Source organism: Sporolactobacillus sp. PKPK-6 (genome assembly GCF_056678885.1).
Map to the genome: position 1 here is coordinate 76,694 of NZ_JBWXPA010000002.1, position 22,830 is coordinate 99,523.

General features: G+C 40.3%; 23 protein-coding genes and 2 pseudogenes. 11 read left to right on the plus strand and 14 right to left on the minus strand.

The window, feature by feature from the left end; genetic code table 11:
* Positions 1–3: 3 nt before the first annotated feature.
* Positions 4–141, minus strand: coding sequence for a hypothetical protein (locus AC1MBV_RS11215; RefSeq protein WP_255749415.1), 138 nt, complete (start codon positions 139–141; stop codon positions 4–6).
* A gap of 193 nt (positions 142–334) precedes the next feature.
* On the opposite strand from AC1MBV_RS11215, the gene AC1MBV_RS11220 reads away from it, so the two are divergent.
* Positions 335–1,651 (plus strand): hemolysin family protein, encoded by a 1,317-nt coding sequence (locus AC1MBV_RS11220; RefSeq protein ID WP_480948778.1) that lies wholly within the window; start codon positions 335–337, stop codon positions 1,649–1,651.
* A gap of 139 nt (positions 1,652–1,790) precedes the next feature.
* Here the strand turns inward: AC1MBV_RS11220 and AC1MBV_RS11225 are convergent, their stop codons facing one another.
* Positions 1,791–2,747 (minus strand): helix-turn-helix transcriptional regulator, encoded by a 957-nt coding sequence (locus AC1MBV_RS11225; RefSeq protein WP_480948321.1) that lies wholly within the window; start codon positions 2,745–2,747, stop codon positions 1,791–1,793.
* Positions 2,748–2,850: 103 nt separating this feature from the next.
* Here AC1MBV_RS11225 and AC1MBV_RS11230 point away from each other — a divergent pair, with 103 nt between their 5' ends.
* Entirely contained in the window at positions 2,851–4,089 is a 1,239-nt protein-coding gene (locus AC1MBV_RS11230) for an MFS transporter (RefSeq protein ID WP_480948322.1), read from the plus strand.
* 42 nt (positions 4,090–4,131) lie between these two features.
* On the opposite strand, the gene AC1MBV_RS11235 is transcribed toward AC1MBV_RS11230, so the two are convergent.
* The gene (locus AC1MBV_RS11235) at positions 4,132–4,773 is read right to left on the minus strand and encodes a GNAT family N-acetyltransferase (RefSeq protein ID WP_480948323.1); all 642 of its coding nucleotides are present in this window, start codon (positions 4,771–4,773) and stop codon (positions 4,132–4,134) included.
* A gap of 108 nt (positions 4,774–4,881) precedes the next feature.
* Here AC1MBV_RS11235 and AC1MBV_RS11240 point away from each other — a divergent pair, with 108 nt between their 5' ends.
* Positions 4,882–5,829 carry a helix-turn-helix transcriptional regulator gene (locus AC1MBV_RS11240; RefSeq protein WP_480948324.1) on the plus strand — a complete coding sequence of 316 codons (948 nt, stop codon included), beginning with the start codon at positions 4,882–4,884 and terminating at the stop codon, positions 5,827–5,829.
* 25 nt (positions 5,830–5,854) lie between these two features.
* Here AC1MBV_RS11240 and AC1MBV_RS11245 read toward each other — a convergent pair whose 3' ends face one another.
* From AC1MBV_RS11245 to AC1MBV_RS11255, 3 genes and pseudogenes are all read right to left on the minus strand, one after another.
* Complete coding sequence (locus AC1MBV_RS11245) at positions 5,855–6,274, minus strand: CBS domain-containing protein (protein WP_255749704.1); 420 nt, start codon at positions 6,272–6,274, stop codon at positions 5,855–5,857.
* A 101-nt stretch (positions 6,275–6,375) separates the two neighbouring features.
* Positions 6,376–7,612: pseudogene (locus tag AC1MBV_RS11250) on the minus strand (MFS transporter).
* Between the two features lie 198 nt (positions 7,613–7,810).
* Positions 7,811–8,170 carry a winged helix-turn-helix transcriptional regulator gene (locus AC1MBV_RS11255; protein ID WP_480948325.1) on the minus strand — a complete coding sequence of 120 codons (360 nt, stop codon included), beginning with the start codon at positions 8,168–8,170 and terminating at the stop codon, positions 7,811–7,813.
* Between the two features lie 132 nt (positions 8,171–8,302).
* Here AC1MBV_RS11255 and AC1MBV_RS11260 point away from each other — a divergent pair.
* The 3 genes and pseudogenes from AC1MBV_RS11260 to AC1MBV_RS11270 all read left to right on the plus strand — a co-directional run bounded on the left by AC1MBV_RS11260 (position 8,303) and on the right by AC1MBV_RS11270 (position 11,171).
* Positions 8,303–9,482, plus strand: a pseudogene (locus AC1MBV_RS11260) (MFS transporter).
* Between the two features lie 237 nt (positions 9,483–9,719).
* Positions 9,720–10,295: a DUF2087 domain-containing protein gene (locus tag AC1MBV_RS11265; RefSeq protein WP_255749700.1), complete on the plus strand. Its 576-nt coding sequence runs from the start codon at positions 9,720–9,722 to the stop codon at positions 10,293–10,295.
* A 90-nt stretch (positions 10,296–10,385) separates the two neighbouring features.
* Entirely contained in the window at positions 10,386–11,171 is a 786-nt protein-coding gene (locus AC1MBV_RS11270) for a helix-turn-helix transcriptional regulator (RefSeq protein ID WP_255749699.1), read from the plus strand.
* 41 nt (positions 11,172–11,212) lie between these two features.
* On the opposite strand, the gene AC1MBV_RS11275 is transcribed toward AC1MBV_RS11270, so the two are convergent.
* A complete protein-coding gene (locus AC1MBV_RS11275; RefSeq protein WP_255749698.1) occupies positions 11,213–11,635 on the minus strand; it encodes a DUF2000 domain-containing protein in 423 nt (140 codons plus the stop codon).
* 83 nt (positions 11,636–11,718) lie between these two features.
* Positions 11,719–12,507, minus strand: a complete 789-nt coding sequence (locus AC1MBV_RS11280) for a class I SAM-dependent methyltransferase (protein WP_480948326.1) — start codon at positions 12,505–12,507, stop codon at positions 11,719–11,721.
* 301 nt (positions 12,508–12,808) lie between these two features.
* Between AC1MBV_RS11280 and AC1MBV_RS11285 the strand changes: the two genes are divergently transcribed.
* On the plus strand, positions 12,809–14,743 hold the full coding sequence (locus AC1MBV_RS11285; RefSeq protein ID WP_480948327.1) for an acyltransferase family protein: 1,935 nt from the start codon (positions 12,809–12,811) through the stop codon (positions 14,741–14,743).
* Between the two features lie 39 nt (positions 14,744–14,782).
* Here AC1MBV_RS11285 and AC1MBV_RS11290 read toward each other — a convergent pair whose 3' ends face one another.
* Complete coding sequence (locus AC1MBV_RS11290; RefSeq protein WP_480948328.1) at positions 14,783–16,219, minus strand: aminotransferase-like domain-containing protein; 1,437 nt, start codon at positions 16,217–16,219, stop codon at positions 14,783–14,785.
* Positions 16,220–16,429: 210 nt separating this feature from the next.
* Here AC1MBV_RS11290 and AC1MBV_RS11295 point away from each other — a divergent pair, with 210 nt between their 5' ends.
* Positions 16,430–17,044 (plus strand): LysE/ArgO family amino acid transporter, encoded by a 615-nt coding sequence (locus AC1MBV_RS11295; RefSeq protein WP_480948329.1) that lies wholly within the window; start codon positions 16,430–16,432, stop codon positions 17,042–17,044.
* Positions 17,045–17,181: 137 nt separating this feature from the next.
* Here AC1MBV_RS11295 and AC1MBV_RS11300 read toward each other — a convergent pair whose 3' ends face one another.
* The gene (locus AC1MBV_RS11300; RefSeq protein ID WP_255749693.1) at positions 17,182–17,454 is read right to left on the minus strand and encodes an IDEAL domain-containing protein; all 273 of its coding nucleotides are present in this window, start codon (positions 17,452–17,454) and stop codon (positions 17,182–17,184) included.
* Positions 17,455–17,776: 322 nt separating this feature from the next.
* On the opposite strand from AC1MBV_RS11300, the gene AC1MBV_RS11305 reads away from it, so the two are divergent.
* Together AC1MBV_RS11305 and AC1MBV_RS11310 are read left to right on the plus strand one after the other, a co-directional pair.
* Complete coding sequence (locus AC1MBV_RS11305; RefSeq protein ID WP_480947342.1) at positions 17,777–18,904, plus strand: IS4 family transposase; 1,128 nt, start codon at positions 17,777–17,779, stop codon at positions 18,902–18,904.
* A 186-nt stretch (positions 18,905–19,090) separates the two neighbouring features.
* Complete coding sequence (locus tag AC1MBV_RS11310) at positions 19,091–19,570, plus strand: flavodoxin domain-containing protein (RefSeq protein WP_255749692.1); 480 nt, start codon at positions 19,091–19,093, stop codon at positions 19,568–19,570.
* Between the two features lie 166 nt (positions 19,571–19,736).
* Here the strand turns inward: AC1MBV_RS11310 and AC1MBV_RS11315 are convergent, their stop codons facing one another.
* The 3 genes from AC1MBV_RS11315 to AC1MBV_RS11325 are packed head-to-tail and all read right to left on the minus strand — an operon-like array spanning position 19,737 to position 20,786.
* On the minus strand, positions 19,737–20,096 hold the full coding sequence (locus AC1MBV_RS11315) for a Type 1 glutamine amidotransferase-like domain-containing protein (RefSeq protein ID WP_480948779.1): 360 nt from the start codon (positions 20,094–20,096) through the stop codon (positions 19,737–19,739).
* Positions 20,080–20,274, minus strand: coding sequence for a hypothetical protein (locus AC1MBV_RS11320; RefSeq protein WP_480948330.1), 195 nt, complete (start codon positions 20,272–20,274; stop codon positions 20,080–20,082). The genes AC1MBV_RS11315 and AC1MBV_RS11320 overlap by 17 nt, the downstream gene beginning before the upstream one ends.
* Complete coding sequence (locus tag AC1MBV_RS11325; RefSeq protein ID WP_255749690.1) at positions 20,271–20,786, minus strand: class I SAM-dependent methyltransferase; 516 nt, start codon at positions 20,784–20,786, stop codon at positions 20,271–20,273. The genes AC1MBV_RS11320 and AC1MBV_RS11325 overlap by 4 nt, the downstream gene beginning before the upstream one ends.
* A 374-nt stretch (positions 20,787–21,160) precedes the next feature.
* Here AC1MBV_RS11325 and AC1MBV_RS11330 point away from each other — a divergent pair, with 374 nt between their 5' ends.
* Positions 21,161–22,072, plus strand: a complete 912-nt coding sequence (locus tag AC1MBV_RS11330; protein ID WP_255749689.1) for an AEC family transporter — start codon at positions 21,161–21,163, stop codon at positions 22,070–22,072.
* Between the two features lie 125 nt (positions 22,073–22,197).
* On the opposite strand, the gene AC1MBV_RS11335 is transcribed toward AC1MBV_RS11330, so the two are convergent.
* The gene (locus AC1MBV_RS11335) at positions 22,198–22,659 is read right to left on the minus strand and encodes a flavodoxin (RefSeq protein WP_255749688.1); all 462 of its coding nucleotides are present in this window, start codon (positions 22,657–22,659) and stop codon (positions 22,198–22,200) included.
* Positions 22,660–22,830: the final 171 nt, after the last annotated feature.

Below are 22,830 nucleotides of genomic sequence, written 5' to 3' on the forward strand. Positions count from 1 at the left end.
AAATCAAAACTTAAATGCGCCTGACGCATAGTAGTAAATTAATGTCGCAATCACGTCGATTGCACACACAACCGCGATAATCGTTACCACCTTGCTTCTTTTTGTCTTTTCAGCACTTGGCTTTGCTTCTTTCTTGTCCATTTTTCCGCCCTCCGACTTGCATCATATTGCTTTATTTTATCACATTTCTTTATTAATAGCTGTGTGTTCTCAATGAGTTATAAAGGCCACTTAATTCACTGACTCGTTTTTACATTTTATATAAAGTGGGTATAGTACAGATAAAGCCAAACGAATTTTTTACATAATAAGGAGCGATTACTTGGATACGCCTATGGGAGATGGTGGAAGTTCAATCTTCTTCCAGCTCGTACTTATCGCCATTTTAACATTAATTAATGCTTTTTTTGCAGCTGCTGAAATTGCCTTTGTTTCATTGAATAAGAAGCAAGTTGCGCACCAAGCCGATCAAGGCGATCGCAAAGCCATTCTACTAGAAAAATTAATCGGTGACCCGGGTAAATTTCTTGCAACCATTCAAGTTGGTATCACCTTTGCCAACCTATTTTCGAGTGCCTCTGCCGCTACCGGACTTGCGAGCCGATTTGCGGACATGCTGCCTATCCCATATGCCCGAGAGATATCGATTGCGACCATTACCATTCTGTTGTCGTATGTCACTCTTGTATTCGGCGAGTTGTTTCCGAAACGTTTAGCCCTGCAAAACACTGAAAAAATGGCCCGCTTTGCGGTAACACCAATTCTTTATTTCAGTAAAGCTACGCTACCCTTTGTTAAGCTTCTTTCACTCTCAACTAATTTATTGGCAAAACTGTCACGAGTTGATCGAGACAAAGCAAATGAGATTACCTCGCGTGAAGAAATTCAACTGCTCGCTCAAACAGGCGAAGACGATGGATCAATCAATCATGATGAGCTTGGCATGATCAGAGGTGTTTTTGAACTGGACGTTAAAAAGGCTCGGGAAATCATGACTCCAAGGACGGAAACATTTGCAGTCAGTGTGGACACGTCACCGTATGATCTTGCACAAATGATTTTAAATGAAAATTATTCACGTATTCCTGTATTTCAAACGGACAGCGATACGATTGTCGGTGTACTCAATATGAAGGACTATTTCAAAGCTGCTCGTGATGTTGGTTTTGATCAGGTTAATCTGACCTCCATATTACGCGAACCGTTATTTGTTCCTGAAACAAAATATATCGATGACCTGCTTCATGAAATGCAAAAAACACATAATCATTTGTCCATTTTGATTGATGAATATGGCGGCTTCTCCGGTATTGTTACCATGGAGGATTTGATTGAAGAAATTGTCGGTGAAATCGATGACGAGCATGATGAAGTTGAGCGTAAAATCACTCGAATTGATGATCGCACGTACCTCGTCAGTGGCTTGCTTGAGATTGATGAATTCAATGAACGCTTCGGGACCTCCATTAAAGGTGTAGATATCGATACAATTGCCGGTTTTATTTTAAATCAGATCGGATCCATTCCCGAAGAGAACGAGCAAGTAATCGTTTCTCATGAAAATATGGTTTTTAAAGTTGCCTCTGTCAAAGACAACCGGATTGAGAAAATCCGCGTTACGATTCAGGACAGTCAGAACAGCACGGGCTGATCTGTTCCATGTCTTTATTGCCTGACTTTTTTCACTGCTTATCATATGGATGTATAACAAATCTCAACTGGAGAAGAAAATCACTGTGATAGGCAGAAACACATTCACCTTATCTTATCAGGATAGCATATTAAGTGATTTATTTTTTGTTGGAATAGATCACAGCGAGGTCTCTTACCTGTTCAGCTATCTGGTTTCGCAATTCGTCTGGCTTTAATACTTCAACCTCTGATCCATAATAAAGGATTTTATGCACAGCCTGTTCAATCGTTTCAAAATTGACAGTAACGAGCACCTTGCCCGTTTCATCCTGTTTTAGTAATGTGAGATTTTGATATTTATTGTTTGCAAGTTCTTCAATGATGGAAGCATCAATACGAAGTACGCAAAATATCTTTGGAAGGCTCATTTCAAATGATTGGTACCATTCATTCCAAAAATCTGCAATCTCAAAACTTCGAGGAATAGAAAAATAGTGCTTAGTAAACGTAACCTTTTGAACGCGGGACACGCGGTAAACTCTTAATTTCTGATCATGCAGAGCCACGAGGTACCAGTTATCTGTCTTGGCAACAAGGCCATAAGGCGCAACCTCTCTCAAAATGATTTCACCCGTTTTCTTACGGTAGCGCATGAAAATTATTTGATTATGCTCTACCGCGTCTTTAATTATAGACAGCCAGGGAACTCGATCCTGCTCCTCAAACCATCCGCCATGATCCAAGTAAATGCGTCTTTCACATTGACCGACTTCATCAGCAAAGTGTTTTGAAAAATTCACGAGAAGTCTATTAAGAGTATTGCGATCCACATGTAAATTTAGATCACTGAACAATTTCGGTGACTGTTTGATGAATAACGCACGTATTTCCTGCGGTGTAATAGCTGGTATATTAAGGTGTACGTTTTTCTCCATTGCAAAACCGCCATGCGACCCTCTGACCGAATAAATCGGCATACCTGCAAAACTGAGTGCGTCAATATCCCGATAAATAGTCCTCTCGGTAACTTCAAGTTTTTCAGCAAGTTCTCCAGCTGAAACAATTTCTTTTGTCTGAAGAAGCAAAAGAATCGAAAGCAGCCGATCTGCGCGCATAATCATCACCCTTTTTTTAAGTATATCATTCATATCTGACAGAAGATGTCATGATTATTCATTAAACTAAAAACGATGAAACGGACAAAAGGGATGAATACGAGTGAACAGATTACATCAACTGCTCCCCAATTTTAATAAAAAAACATGGTGGCTATTAGCGGGGTATACATTATCTCTAATAGGAACAGGAATGACAGAACCATTTCTCATTATCTATCTGCATCACGTGCAAGCAATCTCATTGTCTGTGGCAGGGACAATCATTGGTTCAAGCGGATTAGCCGGTGTGATCGCGATTCCAATTTCCGGATGGTTAACAACTCATATACAAACAAAACGGATTTTTTTTCTTTCCGTATTGCTCAATGCCGTTGGACGTTTCCTTTTTATATTTGCTGCAGATGTCAAAACTGCGTTTTTCGCTTCCATCCTGTCAGGAGGAGCTGGAGCGGTATTGTGGAATGCCTTATCGATGATCCTTGCCGATTCTGCAGACAAGACTCAGACCAGAAGTATCTTCGGGACTGCATTCGCGTTGCAAAATTTGGGTTCAGGAATTGGCGCGGCACTGGGCAGTACAATCATTCATTCAAATTCTGCCTATTCATTTAAAACTATTTTTATTTTGGATGCATGTTCTTTTCTTTTATTTTCATTTTTCGGTCAAAAATGGGTGGAAAATTCGCGTAAAAAAGAGCTTAAGGGTCAAATAAAAAGAGACAAGTCTATCCATTCAGCTGCTTCACAGTGTAACAATATGATCATGCTCTGCTTCTGTTACGCCGTATTTGCAGTAGTAATGACAGGACTCTCAACCACCTTATTTCCTCAGTGGGCAACAGAAAATGCGCAGACACCACTGCGCGTTGTTGGTCATGCTTTCTTTCTCAACAGTCTTATGATCGTGTTGGGACAACCACTTATTCTTCGACTGACCGCCAGTATCCGAAGCACTCGTGTCATTAGTCTTGCTGCCTTCATTTTTGCTACGGGAGATTTTATGATTCTTTCCGCAAGTTTTCTTCAAGCTGGTTGGACGTCTCTTGTACTCATTTTGGCATTTACCATTTCAGCAATTGGTGAAAATTGTCTTTTTTCTAGTTTACCAGCGCTGATCAACCGTTTAGCTACTGATGAAACACGCAGCAGCTATAACAGTGCGATGAACACTGCTTGGCAAATCGGCTCTGTTTTAGGACCTGTCATTTCCGGATCTTATTTGTCACAAGGCAGGGCGATTCTTTTATTTATCTTATTTATTGGCGCCCTTATCATTCTTGTTTTCCTTTTACACATTTTAGAACAAATCATACCGGTCGATTTGAACAAAGGAAAGTGAGTTATTACACTTTTTTAATAGGTGCGTTGATGATTCCATCAATCATATTTTAAATCCCTTATCAGCCGCACTTCGTCTTCTAATCAGATAAGGATATAAAATTTCTCCTTCAATTTTTAAGGTTTCAAACCCATGTCTCTCTAATGCCCTCCTCCTTTCCTTATCTTTTGCTAAACACTGAACAATAATCTGCTGTAAACCGTAATCATTAAAAAAGTTTTGCGTCACTTTGAGTATATCGTCAAAGATTTGACCCTGTGCATAGCTGGAAATAATATCGATTCTTAGAACACCGTTTTGAACTCCCTGTTCAAATAAATGAGTTGGATTATCGACAAACGTTCCCGGCTTTTTATTGAAAACACGGCTTATATAGTTTGTAGTATCTGGAATGGATGCGATCTCAATTGTCCCAATGATTTTGTGATCATTTTTTGTCTCAGCTACCCAGCGAAAATAGTGGTTCTCTTCACATGCCTGTTTCCATTCCCCAATACACCGTGCCATTTCGTCTTTATTTTTGAATTGAAAAATTGTCTCACAATTATGATCGTCAATATACTTCTGAAGATAACGATCGGTGTAGCAGGCGTAGAGTTCGTCCTTCCATTGCTCACTTATCAAAACAAATCGTAAAAGCGACCCTAAATATCCTCGTTTCGCAATGTTCATCTTTTTGTTCATCATCATCTCTCCCTATCTGTTTCCTTTATTATAGAATGGTAATAGTGACAACAATATGGCACATTTATCATTTAAAATTGATTGAAAGAGCATTAGGGAGCGAGCAAAATGAAAATAGATCGGCTTTTAGGTATTGTCATTTTCCTGATGAATCACGAGCAGACGACTGCTCAGGAGTTAGCCGAAGAATTTGAAGTATCGATTCGTACCATTAAACGTGACATGGAGACGATTAATCTGGCGGGCATCCCCATCCGCTCTGTTTTAGGAGCACACGGCGGATACAGCATTGAGCCTCGGTTTTCCCTAAACAAACAGTTTGTTAAAAGGCAGGAATACATGACCATTATTACTGCACTTATGGGCTTGCAGTCGTCCTTTCACAGTAATAAATACCAAATTTTACTTGATAAATATAGAAATTTATATGGGGTTGCAAAGAACAGCAGCATCTTTCTTGACAACAGCGCCGCGCAGGAAGGAGCTAACGTTCAGCATAATCTTAAATTTTTGGAAAAAGCCATTCACCAACGCCGCCATATCCTTATATCCTATCGAAATGCACAGCAGGATCATTCACAAAGAAAAGTGCATCCACTTGCTTTAATCTGTAAATGGTACGACTGGTATCTTTTTGCCTATTGCGAACGTTCAAATGATTACAGACTCTTTAAAATCACTCGGATCAAAAAAGCTGCTATGCTTGATACCGAGTTTCAAGAATATAAAAATATAGAGGAGCTAATGAAAAAGCATGATCATTCGTATTCAGTGAGCTGCATTGACATTGCACTTCTGGTCCAAAATGAGGATCGTGATCTGCTTGAAGAATTTTTTCCAAAAGGGAAATTTGAACTCATAAGTGAAAAGGAATGGATCATGCATGTTTGTTTGCCTGAATATGAACAGCTTTGGAAAGCAAAATTGATCGCATTAGGAGACCGTGTAAAAATTCTGAAACCCGAATCCTTGAGAAAAGAATTAGTCTCTGCTGCGCGCTCATTTATTGCAAATAATGAGACAGGCACTTTTCTGCAATCAAAAAACCTTCCCTGATTAGTCGTCAAAGAAGGTTTGAGTGTTATAAATGGTTTATTGAGCCCGCCCGCAATTTAAGCAAGTAAGCAATAATTTCACGTCTTCGAATCATCCCGATAAATACGCCGCTGTCATCCACAATCGGAACAAAGTTCTGCGTTAAGGATGTCTCCATAATATCTTCAATTTCAACATCAATTGAAATCGCTTTGATATCCCTGTATCGCGGCACGTCTTTCAACGCGATGTTTTCAGTATCTCTGAAGTCTAGATCTTCATTTTTTTTCAGATTCCACAGAATATCACCTTCAGTTAAGGTCCCAACATAAATGCCTTTTTTATTTAATATTGGAATTGCCGAATAGCGATAGTGTTCCATTTTCTCTAATGCCTGCCTGATTGTCCAATGTTCATAGACAAATTTCACTTCACTTTTTGGCGTGATTAGAAATGCAGCGTTCATTCTTGATCCGCTCCTTACTCATTTGCAACTTTTTCCAATAAGATAGTTCGTTGTAACCGTTTGCGCTATGTCCATTGCATCGAAGACAATGCACAAATCGTTCAATTCATTCCTTTATTCCATCGCCGTATTTTCATATCGCCTGGCAGTAACGCTGAAAGTAAGCCGACAAGTGGGAACAGGCTGCAAAGAATCATGACAAATCGGATACTGAACAAATCCGCAAGGTTGCCGAACAACACGGCACCGATCGCGCCCATTCCAAAAGCAAAGCCGATCGTTAATCCCGAGACCATACCTAGTCGTCCTGGCATTAATTCTTGGGCATAAATGACAGTGACACTGAAGCTTGATGTAATAATTAAACCAATTAATAAAAAAACCGGAGCAATTAAATAAAGCGGCAAATAAGGCAGCATAACCGTCAATGGCACTGCACCGATAAAAGAGCTGAGAATAACTGTTTTTTTGCCGAATCGATCAGCCAGCGGGCCCCCTAAGAATGTGCCGACCACACCGGAGATCATGAAAATAAAAATGAAAATTTGTGCCGCTCGAATGGAGAGTCCATAATCATGAATCAAATAGAATTGATAAAAATTTGAGATACAGGTTGAATACCAGGAACGAGCGAAAATGATGAAAATGAGCAGTACCATCGCCGCAACAATCCTTTTATGTACAAATGCTTCGCGTTTATTCCGTTCCTGATGATGTGCTTGCTTGTCACGCGGAGTGCGAATCGGCTGATGGTTTTTATACCAAACCGAGACAAAAAATAGGACAACCATCCCAATAAATGCAAAGCCTGAAAAAGATAAAACCCCTTTCTGTCCAAACGGAAGAAAAATGAGTGCAGTTAGAACAGGAGCCATCGATTGCCCAAAGTTGCCTCCTACTTGGAAAATCGATTGTGCTAAGCCTCGTTTTGCCCCTGCAGCCATATGTGCCACCCGCGAGCCTTCCGGGTGAAAAATTGACGAACCGATACCAATGAAGAACACGGCAAACAGTGCCCATATATAACTCGGTGCCAGTGCAAAAACAATCAAACCGACCAAGCTGGTAAAAATGCCGATCGGCAACAAAAATGGTTTTGATTTAATATCTGCGTAATAACCAAAAAAAGGCTGAATAACCCGATGCAGTCATATTGGCGACAAAAGCAATCCAGCCAATTTGCGCATAGTTCAAATTTAAGGTTTGCTCAAGGATTGGATTCATGGCTGGAATAACAGCCTGAATGGAATCATTGAAAAAATGGCCGCAGCCAATTGCGAATAGCACACCATAGAATGTGCGTTGGGCTTTCATCTGTTGTTTCTCAGCTGTCCCCATTTTATCTCCACTTTCTCATGATATTTATTCTCATATTCATAAAACGATGAAACATGAAAACAAATTCATTATACAAAACATCAGATGGGATTAATAGAAAATCTCTCAAGCAAATGACAATAATCTAAGCACAGTTTTTCTTAAACGGAATATAAGTGTAACACCTGAAACTCGAGTATATGCTACAGCAATATTATGCTACTTAAGATTCGTTTTTTGTTCATTATCCTTTTTACAAAGGCGATTTTCTTTTCCCCATTCGGCCATTAACTCGAGAATGGGAATTAGGCTTTTCCCTCGCTCGTTCAATCGATATTCGACCTTTGGAGGAATCTGTGCATAGTCAATCCGTTCAATCAAATCGTCATCCCGCAGCTCACTCAATACTTGACTGAGCATTTTATGAGTAATTGACGGCAAACTTTTTTTGATTTCTCCATATCTCATGACATTGTTCTTAAACAACTTATAAAGGACAAGCCATTTCCATCTTCCCCCCGCCACGGACAGCGTGTATGAGATGGAACAATTTCCTTCATCTATCGACCACTTTTTCATCTTTACTTTCCTTTCATATAGTATCTTACTTTAAAGTGCATACTTCATTTTCTTCCCACTAATATATACACTGATTTACGAAAACACAAGATTTACATTTACTTGGCCAATTTTTTTATGGGGAAGGAATGATTGAAAAGCATGTGGAAAGTATACGTTTTAGCGCTTATCAGTTTTCTCATTGGTACATCACAATTTTGTTACATCAGGATTTCTCGATCAGATCGCTTCGTCAATGGGGATTACTGTTTCTGAGGCCGGCCAATTTACGACAGTCTATGCACTAACCTATGCAATAGGTACGCCTATTCTCATATCACTTACAGGAAAAATAGATCGGCGTAAACTCACACTTTACGCGCTCGGTATTTTTATCATTGGAAACTTACTGTCATACTTTTTCCCAAGTTTCGCACTCTTTACTTTTTCGCGAATGATTGTTGCTCTAGGTGCAGGAGTGGTTATTGTCACCGCACTTACACTTGCAGCTAAAATTGCGCCTGCTGGAAAACAGGCAAGTTCCATTGCTACGGTTACAATTGGCTTTACTATGGCGCTCATTATTGGCGTCCCTGTTGGTCGATTATTGTCCTCTGCCTTTGGGTGGAGAAGCGTTTTCTTAGATATTTCCTTATTTGGTGTTATTGCAACAATTGTTATCGTTGCTGTGATACCCAAAGTGCAAGGAGACAAGCCGATTCCGCTCATTAAACAGCTGGCTTTGTTAAAAAATCCAAAAGTACTGCTCGGGTTATTTATTACGCTCTTCTGGTTAAGCGGCTATGCACTTGTGTATATTTATATCGCCCCCTATTTGCTAAAAGGATTAGGCTTATCCGGAGTTTTACTGAGTCCTGCATTGCTCGTTTTTGGCATTGCATGCTTAGTTGGTTCAAAAGTTGGCGGATACTGTGCAGATAAATATGGAATTACCGTCACACTACTTGTCAGCATGTGCCTAAATATTAGTTCACTTATTTTTCTTTCATTATCTGCTCATCATCCAATCATCATATTTGTTTTTCTTTTTCTGTGGTCAGCCTCTGTATGGAGTACCCAGCCTGCGCAACTGTATAATCTAGCCACAATTGTACCCTCTCAATCAGGTATAATGCTTAGTTTGAACCAATCAATTAGTCAAATTTCGATGGCAATTGGGGCTGTTCTAGGCGGGTATATGATAAGCATGTTTTCCCTAGTTTCTTTATCCTGGTATGGAACTATCGGCGTTGTCATTGCCATGATCCTTGTATGGGAGCTGCATCGATTGAAAACAGTAAAAGGAACGCAGAATACTTCTTCCGCAATTTAACTTCGAAATTTTATAAAGAAGATTTAAAATTGATTCGAGTATTGGCGACATCAATTTGCCTTCCGGCGTGATCAGCCACTAAGGTAGTACGATATTGGTCATTTTAAGCGGATTAAGACTGCTCCGATAAAATTCCCTAATGCACGTACATTAGGGGATCTTATTATTACAGTTGATTTTTTAAGCTAATTTGTTTATTATCTAATTAGATGATAAACAAATTAGAAGGTGTTTTTGATGCAGCTTACTCGTATCGTTGAATTCCACAAAGCACTTGCCGATCTAACACGTATCCGAATTATTGCGCTCCTGAAGCAAGGACCGCTTCATGGTCAGGCTATTGCCGGAAAGCTCTCTTTAAGCCCGCCGACAATCACGCACCACATGAGCAAGCTTCGCGACGTGGGATTAATTAAAGAACGCCGTGATAAAAATACCATTTATTTTTCGCTGAATGAAAAGGTACTTGAAAGCTGTGCGGCCGCTATCCTATCATTCGGAAATGGAGATGAAAACATGGATATGTCCATATCAGAATCAGAACGTGCAGCCATTTTAAACAACTTTTTTACTGCTGACGGAAAGCTGAAGACGATTCCTGCACAAAGAAAAAAGCGATTAGTTGTTCTTTCACGTCTTGTCAAAGGACTCGAGTTCGGAAAAGTCTATTCTGAAAAGGAAATCAGTGATTATTTGAGAAATTTTCATCCGGATTATGCAACACTTCGCAGAGAACTCATCATTTATCAATTCATGTATCGGAAAGACGGATTATACGAAATGAATCCGCCGGAGCTTTGGAATGTGAATTAATCAATGCTTTACTTATACAGATCCATTAAGTCAATTGGTCGCCTTTTTGGGCGGATATTCGTTCACTTCAGATAGGTTGGGATGAGAAAAATGACACAGGTTTCATATCAAGTCGATCAATCGCTTTTGCTTGAGTTAAAGAAATGCACAAATACAATTCATACGTCAAGAACCCATTTCCATAATGAACTTTCCATCGGATTAATTGAACAAGGCTGCTGTCAGACTATCATCAATCAGAAATCTTTCGCTCTCAATGCAGGAACACTGCTCATTATCCCAGCTAAATCAACACATCGCTGCCAACCGCAGGATGTCGGTAACTGGAAGTTTCGAATGCTCTATGTTCATCATGCTTGGTTTTCCAAGTTTACTTTTGATCAGTTCCGCGACGGCCGGATTTATTCAGACCTACCCTCGAGCACCTTTCATGAGTTCATAGATGAGTTCAAACGACTGGAACAAAATTTCTCTCATAGAAAAGTGGAAACACACGCATTAGACGATCTAGTAAATATGATGGATTTTCAGGAAAATAATGCTGCCAGTACCCATTTAACACAATCAGTTCCGCAGGATATTCAAGATATGAAGCATTTTATTAAGAAAAACTGTTTAAAGAAATTATTATTAGACGAGTTGGCCGATCATGTAGGCGTTGATAAATACCAGTTGATTCGTCGCTTTTATCGATACATGGGATTAACACCGCAGAAATATTTGATTAATTTACGTATCAATAAGGCAAAGAAAATGCTTCAAAACGGACTGCCGATCGCAGATGTCGCTGTCACCTCCGGCTTTTACGATCAGAGTCACTTTTCTAAATATTTCAAGGCGTATACCGGCGTTACACCGATGCATTACATTCAGTAAAAAACCGTTCGCCTCGTTCAAGCAGACAAACGGTCTTTTCTTTATTTAAGCGTTGGGAGACTCCCAGTGAGATGATTCACTGCCTTTTTTTCTCCATAGAGACAAATACCTAAGAACTTAAGATCATAAGTCTGCGTAGCGGATAATTTCAAAGTGTAATCTTCGTAGTCTCTGCTCCTCTGTGCGGTCGTTGTAAACCCGATCAACTCAATTTTTTCGGAAAAGCTTTCACTGACTTCTCGATGTAATTTCGTTAGATCTTCACGAGTCGACGATAAAACCGGGATGGGCAGATTGACAATACCTTTATGTAAAAAACCGTTGCCATCCTCGATACTGTTGCCAATCACTTCACCAAAATCCTTGCCCAAAGTACAGCCTAGAATCGCCGCCGTATTGGCCATCACGCCAAGCGGTTGCTCATGATCAATGACCATCACACATTTTTTTGTTGAATCGTACATTTTGTGTCCTCCTTTTTCCTTCACACTCATAGTAAAGAAGGAGAACCAACATGAATAGGAAAAAATTGATCGGACGCATGAAGCTATCTTGATTCAAAGAGTCCGGTAGCCTTCGTTATTTCAATAAAGCCTCCGTTTTTCTTTTTCTCTTCATTTAGATAGTCTATGAAATGTTCACGTATTGCTCCGGACAGTACCTCTTTTGCTTTGGCGCTTGAAGACCAAATATAGTCAGCAATTGCCCGAACATCATCGATCAGAAGTCCTCCTGGAAAGCACGTGAGCTGTACCTGATCAAAAAAGTTTTCAAGCTGCTCCGTCCCATTTTCTAAGCCAAAGGCGTCAGCTTGTACATTGGTCAGATCAAAACCAAGATTAGGATCAAAGCCTTTTAAGAGTTCATTAAATTCAACCATATGCTGTTTTCCGATGGTTGATGAGTAAAAAACACCGCCCGGCTTTAAAACTCTGCGCACTTCCTTAATGGCCTGCAATCTGTTCGGAACATGATAAAGCATATGATTCGCAATAACCGTATCGAAGCTATTGTCCTCAAATGGAATGTCCTGAATATCAATAGCCTTGAAAGTGATACTTAAGTTGTTGCCTATTTTTCTTTGTGCATCCTTCAGCATTCCGTTTGAAAAGTCGGACAGCGTGATTTTCCAATCTTCTGGTATACGGTCCTTGTTTTTCATCCAAAATGTTCCGTCACCAGCTCCAAGTTCAAGAATCGTACTGCCAGATTCTATTTTATAATGATCAAAAAGCCATTCGTGCCAATCCTTTTTATTGGTACTATAGCGTTCATGAATCTTTGTCCTGATCGCCAGGTTTGAAGAATTCTGATATTGCTTTTCTACATTTCCCATACGTCTGTGTCCCCTGCCTTTTAACCATTTTAACATGATCGTTAGGAGTATATCTTTTTTATATGCAACGACTACTTAATATTCTGGATTATTCCAATCCGATTAAAACATTGGCAATAATTACAATCCATTTTTAAATAGATTGAAAAACTTTTTTCATACGGAATGCGTTAAAATAGATATATGGTTATTTGCTTGACTTGAACGGTTTCCGAAAAAAATAATCCTCTAAAATACATAGTCTCGCCTGCCGGTCAGCATCTTGATAACACACAACGTTTCTAAAAGGCGGGTGGTTTTCGTGAAAAATAAACTAAAACATCGCTATATGGGCGGTTTGGACGGATTACGTGCATTGTCCGTTCTTGCGGTTATTGCCTACCATATGAATTTAACCTTTGCCGGCGGTGGATTTTTAGGCGTCGGCATTTTCTTTGTCCTCTCGGGCTACTTAATTACGGATCTTCTCATTCAAGAATGGGAAGATACAAACTCCATTAATCTAAAAAACTTCTGGGTCAGGCGAGCAAAAAGGCTGCTGCCTGCTATGATTTCCGTTTTAGTTGTCATCTTAGGTTATGTCTTTTTCTTTCAACCTGCTCTGCTCCAGGAAACCCGTATGGACGCTGTCGCCGCACTCTTTTATTTCAGCAATTGGTGGTCTGTTTTTCACCAACAGTCCTATTTTGACAGTTTTGCAAATCCATCGCTTCTGAAGCATTTTTGGTCGCTTGCTGTTGAGGAACAATTTTACCTCATCTGGCCATTAATTGTGACCGCTGCTTTACGTATCGGCAAAGGAACGAAGGTTCTTTATGGCATAACTTTATTACTGGCTGCAAGCTCCATTCTCTGCATGGGCTTGATTTACCATACAGGTACTGATCCGAGCCGAGTCTATTATGGCACCGATTCCCGCGCCTTTGCCTTGCTTTTCGGCGCAATTCTGGCTTGCGTGTGGCCAAGTCGGCAGCTTTCCGGATCAGGCAGCAAAGCACTTGGCATTTTCTTAGATGGCATTGGCACATTTGCTTTGATTTTCTTGTTCTTATGTGTTATCTATGTCAATCAGTACGAAGAATTTCTCTATACCGGCGGGTTGGCACTGTTTTCTTTAGTTAGTGTTGTGCTTATTACCGCACTCGCCCATCCTGCAACTTTGCTCGGAAAATGGATCGGAGTAAGACCGCTGCGCTGGATCGGCTTGCGTTCTTACGGTATGTATTTGTGGCATTATCCGATTATTCAGCTCACGACACCGGCAAGTCAGGCTAATGAGGTACATCCTTTACGTATCGTACTGCAGCTCGTTCTAATTTTTGCCGTCTCTGCACTCTCCTACCATTTTATTGAACGGCCTATTCGCCGATTAGGTAAGGGCGGCAGTTGGCAGTTGATCATTCGAAATACCGGTATTGGACTCTGCACACTTTTCTTAATCTTTTATGGGTCTTCATTTCTTGCACAGCATACGAATGCAAAACCGGCAGCTAAACAAAAAGTAAGCGAGAAAGCACTGTCCAAAAATGATTCAGACGAGAAAAAGTCGACGGTATCTATGAAGGATGAGAAAACTTCTGCGAGCAAAGTAAACGGATCAACCATATCTAACCATTCAAAAAAGACGAAGGAGAAAAAATCAAACAAAAAAATTCAACCATCCAAAAAACAACCGTTAAAAAAAGCGGCAGAAAAAGTGAATCAGGAAAAACAGAATAAAGCAGCTGCAAAAGAGAAAACAGCGAAAACGCAGTCTAAAGTTTCCGATAAGCAGGTAACGGCGATCGGCGACTCGGTAATGCTTGGTGCCGAACCCTATCTAAAAGAAGAAATCAAAAACCTAACGATTGATTGCAAGGTTGGCAGACAGTTTCAGGAAGCATTCAACACGATTAATCAAATGAAACAACAAGGTAAATTAAATCAAAATGTTGTGATTGAGCTCGGAACAAATGGCCCGTTTACTCAAGAGCAAATGGATGAATTAATCAAGTTAATCGGACCGGATAAAAATATAGTTCTTATTAATACCCGTGTACCGCGTCAATGGGAATCGATTGTCAACCAAGTTATTCAAAAAACGGATAAAGATCATGAGAATGTTACCTCTGTCGATTGGCATCAAGCAAGTGAAGGACAGAGCAATTACATTGGCGATGACGGTGTTCATCTGTCTGTGACCGGGGCAAAAAAATATTCGGAACTGATTGTTCAGGCAATCCAATCGTTAAAATAAATTAGGATTTTCTCTTAGAATACCGTTTCTGAATTGAATTTAGTCAACTAAATTCACTATTATTTTTCTCAAAGCAGGGATTGCTTGCTCCATTTCTCGTTTTGATACATATGCGTACGATAAACGTAAATGGTGACTTGCACCGCGATCATAGAGGACACCAGGATTTAAAAGAATGCCGCTTGCCAAAGCACACTCAAACAGTGCATTAGGATCAATATTGGGAATCAATTTCAGCCAAATATAAAATCCTCCGCTAGGCTTGCTCCATTCGGCAAGATCGCTAAAATACACAGACAACAAATCGAGCATACGGTCGCGCCGGATTCGTAACTGATCGCGTATATAAGATTCATGCGCCTCATGCATATCGGAACTCATGTACTCTTCTGCTGCCCATTGTGATAAAGCACTTGAGCCGTAATCGTTTTGCATCTTAATGTCGGCTAAGCGATTGATTACTGAACGTTCACCAACAATCCAGCCAATCCTTAATCCGGGACTTAACACTTTGGACAAGCTGCCAATATAAAGGACATTACCAGAGCGATCCATACTCTTCAGCGATGGTGGAGGCGGCGCGTCAATCCAGAGGTCTCGATAAACGTCATCTTCTATGATCGGCAGCCTCATATATTCGCAGGCATTTACTATGGATTTTCTGCGAGCTGCAGTCATTACCTTCCCGGTAGGATTATGAAACGATGGAATGGAGTAGACAATAGTCTTGCCCCATTCCTTTTTTATGTGTGATAAACGATCAACCATTAGTCCCTCGGAATCCATTGGCAAACCATAGAAGCGCATGCCTGAAGATTGAAAAACATGTACCGAATAGAGATAAGAGGGCTTTTCAAGTACAATCGTTGATCCTCGATCTAGTAATCCAATTGAAATAAGCTGGAGTGCCTGCAGAGCACCAGAGACAATAAGTATAGATTCGGGGTCAGCCGCAATTCCTTTTAGCTTCAGGAATTTTGATACTTCTTCTCGAAGTCGAAGATTTCCCTTTGGCTCCGAGTATCCTAAAGATAGACTATGTATTGGCGCATTCAAAAATAGTTTTGCCAACTCATCACTTGGAATCAAATCCGGACTTAGCTCCCCAGTACCAAGCCGAATGATATCTGGAATAAATTCAGCTTGGTTAATGGTGCGAATCATTGGGAGATTCGGCTTGAATTGACCTGCCTCAACATAAGCACCCCAATCGGCAGGTTTTTGTTTCGCCATCAATCCCCATGTATTGTTAATCACTTTGGTACCGCCTCCACGGTTGCCTGCAATCAGTCCTTGAGCCGTCAGCTCCTCGAAGGCCGCAGTCACTGTGCTTCGATTAACCTTTAACCGTTCGGCTAAAGTTCTTTGCGACGGGAGGCGTGAACCGGTTGCCCATTCTCCTGCAGCGATCTGATTTGTTATGTACTCTTCTACTTGTTTTCGAAGTGGTACTGGCGATTTGCGATTTAATTTCAAAGAATAGTCTCCTTTGATTATTTATTTATCAATTACTTTTTCATTATCTTCGGTCAATAAGTTAAATGTAATTATAGCATGAAGAGATCCGAGGAACTGAGGAAGTAGCAACTTTCAATTTGGTTGGTCTATTATTTATCATTTGGCTGGCGACTCTCGCTTGCTTTTGATAAATAATAGTAATGTGATTTTTTTTCGGGGGGATTTTTCATGTTGACTGCACTCATTCACGGTTTTCTTTTATCCTTCAGTTTGATTTTACCGCTTGGTGCTCAGAATGTATTTATCTTTAATCAAGGGGCTCGTTCAACACATCTTACTGAAGCGCTGGCAGCCATTCTTGCCGCCTCGTTATCGGACACCCTGCTTATCTGCTTGGCTGTCGGCGGCGTATCATTATTAATTTTAACTTTTCCATGGCTGGTCACGTCTCTATTTCTTGTTGGCATTCTATTTCTCCTGTTCATTGGCTGGAAAATCTGGAACGATACCCCCATGAACGATGATCAACTAAGTGGTCGACTGTCTGCAAAAAGACAAGTCTTATTCGCTCTCTCCGTATCTTTGCTCAATCCGCATGCTATCCTGGATACAGTCGGCGTGATTGGAACCAATGCGATTCACTACCACGGTGTGAATCAATGGCTCTTCGCACTCGCCTGCGTCTCCGTTTCATGGATATGGTTTTTCAGTCTTGCATTTGCTGGTCATTTAACCGGACGAGCCGCCAAAAACGGACCGCTTTTGCCACTGATCAATAAATGCTCCGCAGTGATGATCTGGGGTGTTGCATTATATCTTTGCTGGATGCTTATTAATTCATAATCTTTATTGAAATTAAAAAATAAAATTATTGTATAGGCATCCGCTTTATTCAGATTTTCAGATCAAAAGTCAAAAATAATAGTTTGGCTTAATTAAATATGTAAGGGCTTACACATAATTAGCCAAACTATTTTTGATTATTCACTCAGCGCAGTTAATTTCTCGAACCAATCCTTGTCATAAGTTGCGAGCGCTAAATCAATCAAGCTGTCTAATTCCGCTCGCGTTAAATCGTCGTTGTCGTGAATGACATCCTCAAAAGAAATTTCCAACCATTTCATTCGCGGATGATTGGCACACTGAGTGACACGCAGCTTGCACCTCTGAAAATCCGGATAAATTGAAGTGATAAATCCAATGCAATCATGTTTCCCCATATATTTTGTGTGAACCCACTGTCCAACTTCCATGGCTGATCGCCTCACTCTGATTCAAGTTGCCTGGCCATCATCACACTCCCAAGGATCTGAGTATCTGTTAATAGCATATGAATTAAATTCGTACTATGCCACACATCAAGACCTGTTTGATCATTAACTTATGCAAAAGAATTAGGGTCATTGACAATTCGTTTATAAAAATTTATATTCAGGATCACTAGCGTTGCAGTAATCAAAACTGATGATTCAAAATACTAGGAATAGTCGAATTTAAAGAGGCTAGCCAACAAAAAAATCCTTTACAATGGAAGGATAGGTGATTCTATCCAAATCCAAAGAAAAGGATTCACGCATGGATAAGAATACACATCTCTCTTCATTTTCGCAATGGTTAAATCAGATAAACTTTAAACAGCTTGACGAAACCCTCGGACAAACCGGCGGTGACAAGTACGTGAAAAAGCTGACGACAAAGGCTTATATGACCCTTTTTCTGTATGCTCATCTCCAGAAAGAAGACAGTCTGCGTTCGATTTCGGACTGCGTCTTAAGTGAAGAGCTTCAGAAAGCAACGGGTCTCTCGTCGATCAGCGCCTCACAACTCTCAAGAAAAAATAACTCGGTTGACCCGCAACTGTTGATGATGCTCTTTCTTGATCTGGTCGCCAAGATTAAAGGCAAACGAGCACCCCAAATGGATGAACAGCTTAGGGTTGTGGATTCGACGACGATATCCCTGAATGCTCAGCGCTATCCATGGGCTCACTTTCGCAAAACCAAAGCCGGCGTCAAGCTGCACCTTCGCCTTGTCTTTATGGGAAAAGGGCAAGTGTTTCCGGAAAAAGCAGTCCTTACATCCGCTCAAGTCAATGACCGCTCGCAACTCGATGTGCTCGTTGACGAGAAAGAAGCCATGTATGTCTTTGATCGAGGCTATGTGGATTACCAGGCCTTTGATCGTTTTTCCGAAGAGGGGATGTTCTTTGCTTCCCGTTTAAAAAAGAATGCCGTTATCCATGTCCTGCACAACTATAAAGTCCCCGAGAAAAGTTCTCTTTTATCGGATCAAATGATCCTGCTGGGCAGCATTCAAAACCAAACGGAAAATGCCTTCCGTCTCATCGTGGCGCAAGACGATCAGGGGAAGAACATTCGGATCATCACCAATCGTTTTGACTTGTCGGCGACAGAAATCAGTGATGTCTATCGTCATCGATGGGCCATCGAACTTTTTTTCAAATGGCTGAAGCAACATGTTCGGATCCAAACATTTTACGGACAAAGTGAGAAGGCTGTCCAGAATCAACTACTTTTGGCGTTGATTCATTACAGTCTATTCGTTTTGATTCAGCAGAAACTTAAAACGACGAGTTCAGTACTTCAACTGAACCGATGGTTCAAAGCTGTGCTTTGGAAATCCTGTGAGCAATGGTTCCGCCGTATTCGTTTTCAAATGAATAAAAGGAAACGAGTAACCTAAAGGCACCTTAAAGGCTGTTGACACTTGGACACTGATTAACTGGATAAAATTGTAAAATGGATCGAGTCACCTTTTAGGTGGACATTAACTTTTTTGGCTTTGGTAGAAAAAATACAAATTCTGAATAATTCGTCAATATTTATGCAACGCTAGTGATTCAGGATAATTCACTAAGGAGCGGATTTTATGAAAACACTCATCCTGTACGCAACGAAATACGGAACAGCAGAAGTGGTTGCACAAAAGTTATCCAAGGAACTAGACGGAGTTGTTGATTTAGTCAATATAATGATTGAACCTGCACCAAGCCTTGAGCTTTACGACACGGTAATTCTCGGCGGATCCATTTATATGGGCAGAATTCAAAAGCAACTTACTAAGTATATGAAAGAACATATTCATGAGCTTGAAGGGAAGACAATTGGCCTTTATATTTGCGCCGCTCATCCTGAAGAAAGAAAACGCCAAATTGAACTGCAACAAGCATTTCCCGATTCATTAAACCGTAAAGCAGCAGTGAAGGCAATTCTCGGTTACGTTATTAATTTTGAAAAAATGAAACTAATTGATAAGTTAATCATGCGCAAGGTCAAAGGTGACAGCAACAGTAACGCTGAGTTTTATGAGAATCGAATACGCTCATTTTGCCAATCACTGCACGCTTGATATACACGATAAAAATTACGGCATAATTCTTAAAGGTTTCTGCGAATCGCTTAAAAAGAAAAAGGCCGGATTTAATCCTATTATATGGAAGAGAAGATCATCTTTTTGATACAGAGCTGTTCCTTCTGGCAAAGCAATAACAGGTTGTTGATTGTACTGAACATATTTAGAAATTTTTTCCATTATCTTCCTGAAAATGGCATGCCATTGAGAATCCGGAGATGAGATTTAATCCATTTAGATCATCATTTAGTTGCTGGAAGGTGTCAATTGTTTTACCAAGGACAATAGCCCCTGCGCTTTGACCGTAGATAATACCGCCATGATGAAAATAACGCTGCAGCAATTCGCCGAATCCGTTGTTGAAATGGTAAAGCAGTTTTTCTGCCGATCCGCCGCTCATATAAATCGCTGAAAAAATGCTCAAATCTGTTAGGTTTTTGCTATCTATATTTGTCCACATGGTCACCTCTCTGATTCCAAGAGGGCTAAATACAGCTTTTACATACTCAAGGCATGATTCCATAGGATCGAAACCTTGGATCTCCAGCAACTGGAATGTAGAGCATCGGCTTATCTTTTTCAATAATGGAAGCAAAAAAGGTATTTATTATTGCTGTTTGTCCTGCATCTCCTCCACCTGAAAGAAGTAACTCTCCCATATCTGTCGTCCTCTCTGAGTCATAAGTTTTCTGATCGCTCATTGTCGATCCGCCTGAATCATATAGCCGCTTTTATACCATTCAAGATCCTTCAGATTTGCATGCCACCCTCTTTTTCGGTACTCCCCTAAAATCTGATCAGGTTCAAGACTGTTTCTCATTCTTGGGTTGTTTTTCATGTACCACCCCATCTGTCGTATTCCGGATTTAACGAGCAAACTGATATCATCAAAATAGCGGTCAGTATCCTCAATAAACATAAAAACATCCCGACTCACTAAATAGTCAATACTCTGTTTCGCAAATAAATCATGAAGCTTACAGATATCCGCATGGATAAAGGTGAACTTGTGGTTGCTTAAAAGTTTGGTTAATTCTAATGCACAATTTTTATCTTGGTCCAGACCAAAAACTAGATTGATCTTCTGCTGGTTCAACAAATAGCTGCTAATAAATCCTCCCCCACAACCCAAATCAAGAATTACGCCCGACAATTCATTGAAATAACTATAGATACGTTGATTATAGAAATAGGCTGCAGCTTGCTGATTCACATGATTTTCACTGCCGCATTTTGAACATCTAATTATTCTTCCAAACGTCGTTTGATCCCATGGATGATGGGCACTTTGCAAAACGCTGCATTCAGCGCCGCATTTGCTGCAAAATGTTCCCCAAATCATATTTTTATGTTCATGAAAAATGATCATCACCCGCTATCTTTAAACTTGCTTCACATCTTACATTATTATAATTTTAACCGCTGTTCTCGTTGAAATCTGCTAATCGCACAAAATAAGTCATTTCTAGCGTATCTCGTGCTATGATAGAGAAAATAGTTTCACGTTTCACACCTTGTTTAGGAAAAAAATCGGCGAAAGTTCATGAACCATGATCATATCGTTCTTGCTGATTCGGAGGTATCTTAATGACCGCTTATATAAATCTTCTCACATCTATCAGTGTTCCAATTTTAATTATTTGTGTATGCGGAGCCATTCTTCAGAAGAAGCGAAACAGCGTTGACACCAAACTGCTCGCCGATATTAGTTTATACATACTCGCACCCGCACTTATTTTAAATGCATTGTCCGAATCACATTTAAAGGGCACCAATGTCATTCACATTTTTTTGTTCTCGGTCATCATGACAGCTGTTTTATGGTTGGTTGCGATGCTAACTGCTAAGCTATTCCGCTTCCCAGAACCAAGTGCCAGAGCACTTACCTTAACTGTCGTCTTCAGTAATGCGAATAATTACGGACTTCCCGTGTTGCTGCTGGCATTCGGTCAAACTGGATTTTCTCTCGGAGCAGTATATGTTATCGGGCAAATTATTCTTGTTAATATTCTCGGTATGTATATTGCATCACGAGCTGCGATGAGCGGCAAACAATCAATACTCCATATTCTTAAATCGCCGCTCATCTATGCCTGTCTTGTTGGTGCACTGTTGGCAGTCACTCATTTGCATTTACCCATCGGAACCGCAACCGCTGTTCAAATGCTCGGTACGGCATATCCGGTTCTGGTACTGCTAATTTTAGGCGTAAAGCTGGGCAGCACAAAATTTTCAGGCGTTTGGCGCCGCGAGGTATGGATCGGCGTCTTTCTCCGTCTGCTTATCGTCCCGATCATTGCTAAATTAGTTTTGTTTTCACTCGGAATTCATGGCATGCTCGCTTCTGTCCTCTTTGTAGAAATCAGCATGCCTGCTGCAGTAAACAGTGTCATGCTGATCGAGAAATTTGATGGGGACTCAGAGCTTGCTTCACTAATCGTTACCATCACAACAATTCTCAGCTTCATCTATCTCCCTTTTTTAATTTACATTGGTTAACTGGCAATTTGCAAGAAAGTTATTGTTAAACGGAGTATAAATTAGAAAAGGACGTTATTTACAATAGTTTACGATGCAGAAAAAAAGCAGACCATTTGATCTGCCTTTCGCTTACTTTTTTATATTCAATCTTTTTCTCTTTTTGCGAGAATCTTTCTCGCAAAAGATTCACCTAATTGTATTGCCTTGCCCTGCTCTTCTTTAGTCATCGAAAGCTCAACTTTGAAGTTGTCCTCAATAATTTCCGCTCCACAGTGTTCAAGTGCTTCTTGAATGGTATCTACAGCAGCAGCAAAGAGCCCATAGCTGCTGTCACCGGAGCCGAAACAAGCGGCAGCTTTTCCTTTAAGATCATTCTCGCTAATTGTGTCAAGAAAATCTTCAACTGAGTATGGAAGATCGCCCATTCCATCAGTGAAGCTGCCAAACATAATCCCATTGTAATCATTCAATTCTGACGCTGATAAGTTTAAAACGTCTTTAACGGCCGGATCAATCCCCACACGCTTAACACCCTCAGCTATTTTTTGCGCCATTTCTTCAGTGTTACCTGTCTCACTGGCATAGACAATTAGAATATCTGCCATTATATACGAACCTTCTTTCAAGCCTTGATTTTAATTGATAATGAATTTCATTTTCATTAAAATGATACCATTTTTGTTCCTCATGTTAAATACCCAGAATGATTATTCTAGGTAAAGGTACTTCAAGATTTCTATAACGACAAAAAAATCCGAGCCACTAATATCATTTAG